A 4,306-nucleotide genomic window follows, 5' to 3' on the forward strand; every position below is an offset into this window, starting at 1 on the left:
CCCTTGAAGATGTGGCCGATCATCCGACTGGTGGTCGTCTTGCCGTTGGTGCCGGTCACCGCGATGATCGGGATCCGCGAGGTGGCGCCGGGCGGGAACAGCATGTCGACGACCGGCTTGGCGATGAACTGGGGCTCCCCGATGGTCGGGTGCGTGTGCATCCGGAAGCCCGGTGCCGCGTTGACCTCACAGATCGCGCCACCGGCCTCGCGGACCGGCTCGGTGATGTCGGGGCAGATGAAGTCGATGCCGGCGATGTCGAGGCCGACCATCCGGGCGGCCTCCTCCGCGATCTCGACGTTCTCCGGGTGGGCCTCGAACGTGCGGTCGATGGAGATGCCGCCCGTCGACATGTTGCCGGTCAGCGCGAGCTTGACCATCTCGCCCTCGGCGGGCACGGACTCCAGCGAGTGGCCCTGGCCGGCCAGCACCTCGAGCGCGGCGTCGTCCACCTTGATCCGGGTGAGGACCTTCTCGTGGCCGACACCGCGACGCGGGTCGGCGTTGGTGAGGTCGACCAGCTGCTCGACGGTGGAGGTGCCGTCACCGGTCACCGAGGCGGGCACCCGCTCGGCGATGGCCACCATGCGGCCGTCGATGATCAGGCAGCGGTAGTCCTTGCCGGTGACGAACGACTCGACGATCACGGTGCCGCGCCGCGACTGCTCGCGGGCGATCTCGAAGGCGCCGCGTACGTCGTCCTCGTTCTGCAGGTCCAGGCAGACGCCGCGGCCGTGGTTGCCGTCCAGCGGCTTGACCACGACGGGGTAGCCGATCCGGCGGGCAGCGGCGACCGCGCCGTCCGCGGAGCGCACCGACTCCTGCTTGGGCACCGGCAGGCCGGCCGCGCCGAGGAGCTTGGTGGTGAGGTCCTTGTCGGAGGCGATGTCCACGGCGATCGACGACGTCTCCGACGTCATGGTGGCCCGGATGCGCTTGGCGTGCACGCCCTGGCCGAGCTGGACCAAGGAGTACTGGTTGAGCCGGATCCACGGGATGTCCCGCGAGACGGCCTCGTCCACGATCGCCTGCGTCGACGGGCCGAAGGCCGTGCGCTCGGCACGACGGATGAAGGCGTCGCGCTCGGTCTCCCAGTCGAAGTCCGGGTCGCCCTGCACCAGGTGGTTGACCAGGCGCATCGCGAGCTTGCCGGCCTCGAGCCCGACCTGCTCGTCGACGTACCCGTAGATGATGTTGTAACGGCCCTGGTGCCCCTTGACCGAGCGGGTCTTGCCGCGTCGGATGTCGTGGCCGACGACCTGCTGCAGCGCCAGCGCGACGTGCTCGGCGACGTGACCCAGCCACGTCCCCTCCTGCAGCCGCTCGAGGAAGCCGCCGCGACGCCCGCGGGAGCACGAGTGCTCGCGCAGTCCCGGCAGCATCGACACCAGCTCGTCGGTGAAGCCGGGGAGCGTGTTGGTCGGGAACTCCTCCAGCGAGCCGAGGTCGACGACCAGGTGCACCGACTTGTCGTAGGACCAGACGTTGGCGCCGCGGTAGACGCGGGTCTCGAGGATCGTGAGGTCGGGCGTCGGGCGCTCGCTCATGAAGGGTCTCCGTCCGGTGCGGGGGTGGGGGTGGCAGTGGTGACTGGGGCGGTGGCGGGAGCCGTGGGCGCCGTCACCTTGCGGGCGCGCGCGAGTCGGCGGCGCAGGTTGGTGGGGGAGACGTCGCCGGCGGCGATGTCGCGCGCCAGCTTGCGCAGGTCGCGACCGGCCTCGGCGATCTCCTCCGCCTCGCTCTCGTCGATGACCGGCTCCCGGGGCACCAGGGCGCGTGCCGTCAGGTCGTACGCCGCCCCGGCCGGCAGCACGTGGAGCGTGAGGCCGCTGGCCAGCAGCGGCGCCGACTGGCGGGCTTCGTGGGCGTTGGTCACCATCGTGGCCGGGTCGAGGATCGTCACGGCACCCCGGCCGGCGACCCGCAGCACCTCGTGGCCGTCGATGACCTCCACGATCGCGGCGGTGTCCTCGTCGACGCCGATGCCCAGCAGCTGGGGGCTCTGCGCGACGATCATCAGCAGCCGGCCGTAGCGGTTGCGCTGGTCGAAGTGCTGGTCGATCACCGTCGAGGCGACCAGCCCGAGCCCCGCGGCGACCTGGGTCATCCGCTGCTTCGGCGTCGCGCCGCCTGACCCGAAGGCCACCATGTGCGACGACTGGATGCTCGCGCCCGCCGACGTACCGGCGACGACCGCGCCACGCTCGTGGGCCGCGATGATCGCGTCGCCGAACGGGGTGCCGCAGACGACACCGGACAGCTTGAGCTGGTTGCCGCCGGTCATGAAGATGCCGGTGGCGTCGTCGAGGGCGGCGACCAGGTCGGGGTCGTGCGCGGCCTCGCGGCTCTCCGGACGGGCGGCGCGCACCTGCCCGGCGCCGAGCTTGGTGAAGAGCGCGTCGTAGACCTCGACGATCTCGGGGCCGAGGGAGGAGGCGGTGGGGATGACGACGATGCGGGCGTCGTGGCCACCACTGGCGACGACGAACTCCTTGAGGATGGTGCGCTTGCGGAGCTTGTCCTCGGCACCGCCGATGATCATGAGAGGTCCAGAGGGCATGGGGTGCAGAGTAACGGTGCCCGGGACCCGCGATCCCCCCGGTGGAGGGCGCCCGACAGGGACCCTGTCCGGGCGAACGGCCACCCCTGAGGCTGAGCCATCCGGATGGGCCAGTGACAGGACGAACCCGGGGCTGGGACAGTGTGCCGGTGCAGGAGACGCAAGCCGCCCAGACGACCCCGGCCCGCAGGCTGGTGGTCATGCGGCACGCCAAGGCCGAGTCGTGGGGCGACTCGGACCAGGGCCGCGCCCTCGAGCCCCGGGGACGCGACGACGCCACCGCCGCCGGCAGCTGGCTGGCGGCCCGGGGCTTCGTGCCCGACCACGCGCTGGTCTCGACCTCCGTCCGCACGCGGGAGACGTGGGAGGCGGTCGCCGCCGCCGCCGGGTGGGACATCGAGCCGGACTTCGACACCGGCCTGTACGCCGCAGGTCCCGAGGCCGCCCTCGACCTGATCCGCGACGTGCCGCCCCACGCCACCGACGTGATCGTGATCGGCCACAACCCGACGATGGCCTACCTCGCGCAGCTCCTCGACGACGGCGGCGGTGACGCCGACGCGGGGGCCGCGATGGCCGGGGGCTACCCGACCTCCGCGCTCACCGTTCTGGAGTTCGACGGCGCGTGGGTCGAGCTCGACATGGCCTCCGCGTCGGTCGTCGCCTTCCACGTCGGTCGGGCCGGGGTGAGCGGAGGCTGAGCGCCCCGGTGTCGCTCGTGGCCCGGCTGCGGGCCGCGGGGTGCGTCTTCGCCGAGGACGAGGCCCGCCTGCTCGTCGGCACCGGCCTGTCCGGGGACGCCCTGGAGGACCTGGTGGCGCGTCGTGTCGCCGGTGAGCCACTGGAGACCGTGCTGGGGTGGGTCGAGTTCGCCGGCCGCCGCCTCGTCGTGGCGCCGGGTGTCTTCGTGCCGCGCCGTCGCACCGAGCTCCTCGCCCGGCTCGCCGCCTCGTACGCCGGTCCCTCGAGCACCCTGCTCGAGCTCTGCTGCGGCGTCGCGCCGATCGCCGCCGTGGTCCCCGCCGGCGAGGTGCACGGCAGCGACGTCGACCCGGTCGCCCTGGCGTGCGCGCGACGCAACGTCCCGCACGGCACCCTCCACCTCTCCGACCTGTACGCCGCCCTCCCGGACGCCCTGCGCGGACGCGTCGACGTGCTCGTGGCCAACGCGCCGTACGTGCCGACGGACCGCATCGCGCTGATGCCTCCGGAGGCCCGCGACCACGAGCCGGCCGTCGCGCTCGACGGTGGCCCGGACGGCGTCGACCTGCACCGCCGGATCGCGACGGGCGCGCCCTCATGGCTGGCGCCCGGGGGAGTGCTGCTCGTCGAGACCAGCCCCGCTCAGGCGTCCCTGACCACCGCCGCGATGCGCGACGCCGGGCTGGGGGCCCGCGTCGAGCGCGACGACGAGGTCGGTGGGTGCGTGACCGTGGGGAGCATGGCCCCCCTGCCCGGGTGAAGGCTGTGGTCGATGCAGCCGGGACCGGCTCGGATAGCCTCCCTCGATGGCCACCATCGACTGGACCGCCGAGGTGCTCGACCAGATCGAGACCCACTGGCAGGAGCAGTTGCGGCCACGACTCGAGGGGCTGACCGACGCGGAGTACTTCTGGCAACCGGTTCCCGGCTGTTGGTCGATCCACCGGCGCGGAGAGAGCTCGGCGCCGATCTCGTGGGGTGCGGGCGAGTTCACCTGGGACTACGGGCCCGACACGAAGCCGACGCCCGTGACCACCATCGCGT

The 4,306-nt window shown here is 72.7% G+C and carries 4 protein-coding genes and 1 pseudogene; 3 read left to right on the forward strand and 2 right to left on the reverse strand.

The annotated features are described in order from the left end of the window. Positions 1 to 1,547: cyanophycin synthetase family protein (locus tag ACXJKL_RS15650; protein ID WP_457207958.1), on the reverse strand; the 1,547-nt coding region annotated here is incomplete at its 3' end. Continuing rightward, positions 1,544 to 2,560 carry a cyanophycinase gene (locus tag ACXJKL_RS15655; protein ID WP_457207959.1) on the reverse strand — a complete coding sequence of 339 codons (1,017 nt, stop codon included), beginning with the start codon at positions 2,558 to 2,560 and terminating at the stop codon, positions 1,544 to 1,546. The genes ACXJKL_RS15650 and ACXJKL_RS15655, both read right to left, overlap by 4 nt. Positions 2,561 to 2,709: 149 nt before the next feature. Here ACXJKL_RS15655 and ACXJKL_RS15660 point away from each other — a divergent pair, with 149 nt between their 5' ends. The 3 genes and pseudogenes from ACXJKL_RS15660 to ACXJKL_RS15670 all read left to right on the forward strand — a co-directional run. After that, positions 2,710 to 3,261, forward strand: coding sequence for a SixA phosphatase family protein (locus ACXJKL_RS15660; RefSeq protein ID WP_457207960.1), 552 nt, complete (start codon positions 2,710 to 2,712; stop codon positions 3,259 to 3,261). An 8-nt stretch (positions 3,262 to 3,269) separates the two neighbouring features. Next, positions 3,270 to 4,022, forward strand: coding sequence for a putative protein N(5)-glutamine methyltransferase (locus ACXJKL_RS15665; RefSeq protein ID WP_457207961.1), 753 nt, complete (start codon positions 3,270 to 3,272; stop codon positions 4,020 to 4,022). A gap of 46 nt (positions 4,023 to 4,068) precedes the next feature. Then, positions 4,069 to 4,306: pseudogene (locus ACXJKL_RS15670) on the forward strand (DinB family protein); the annotation flags it as partial.

The sequence above is a fragment of the Nocardioides sp. P5_C9_2 genome (assembly GCF_054049555.1).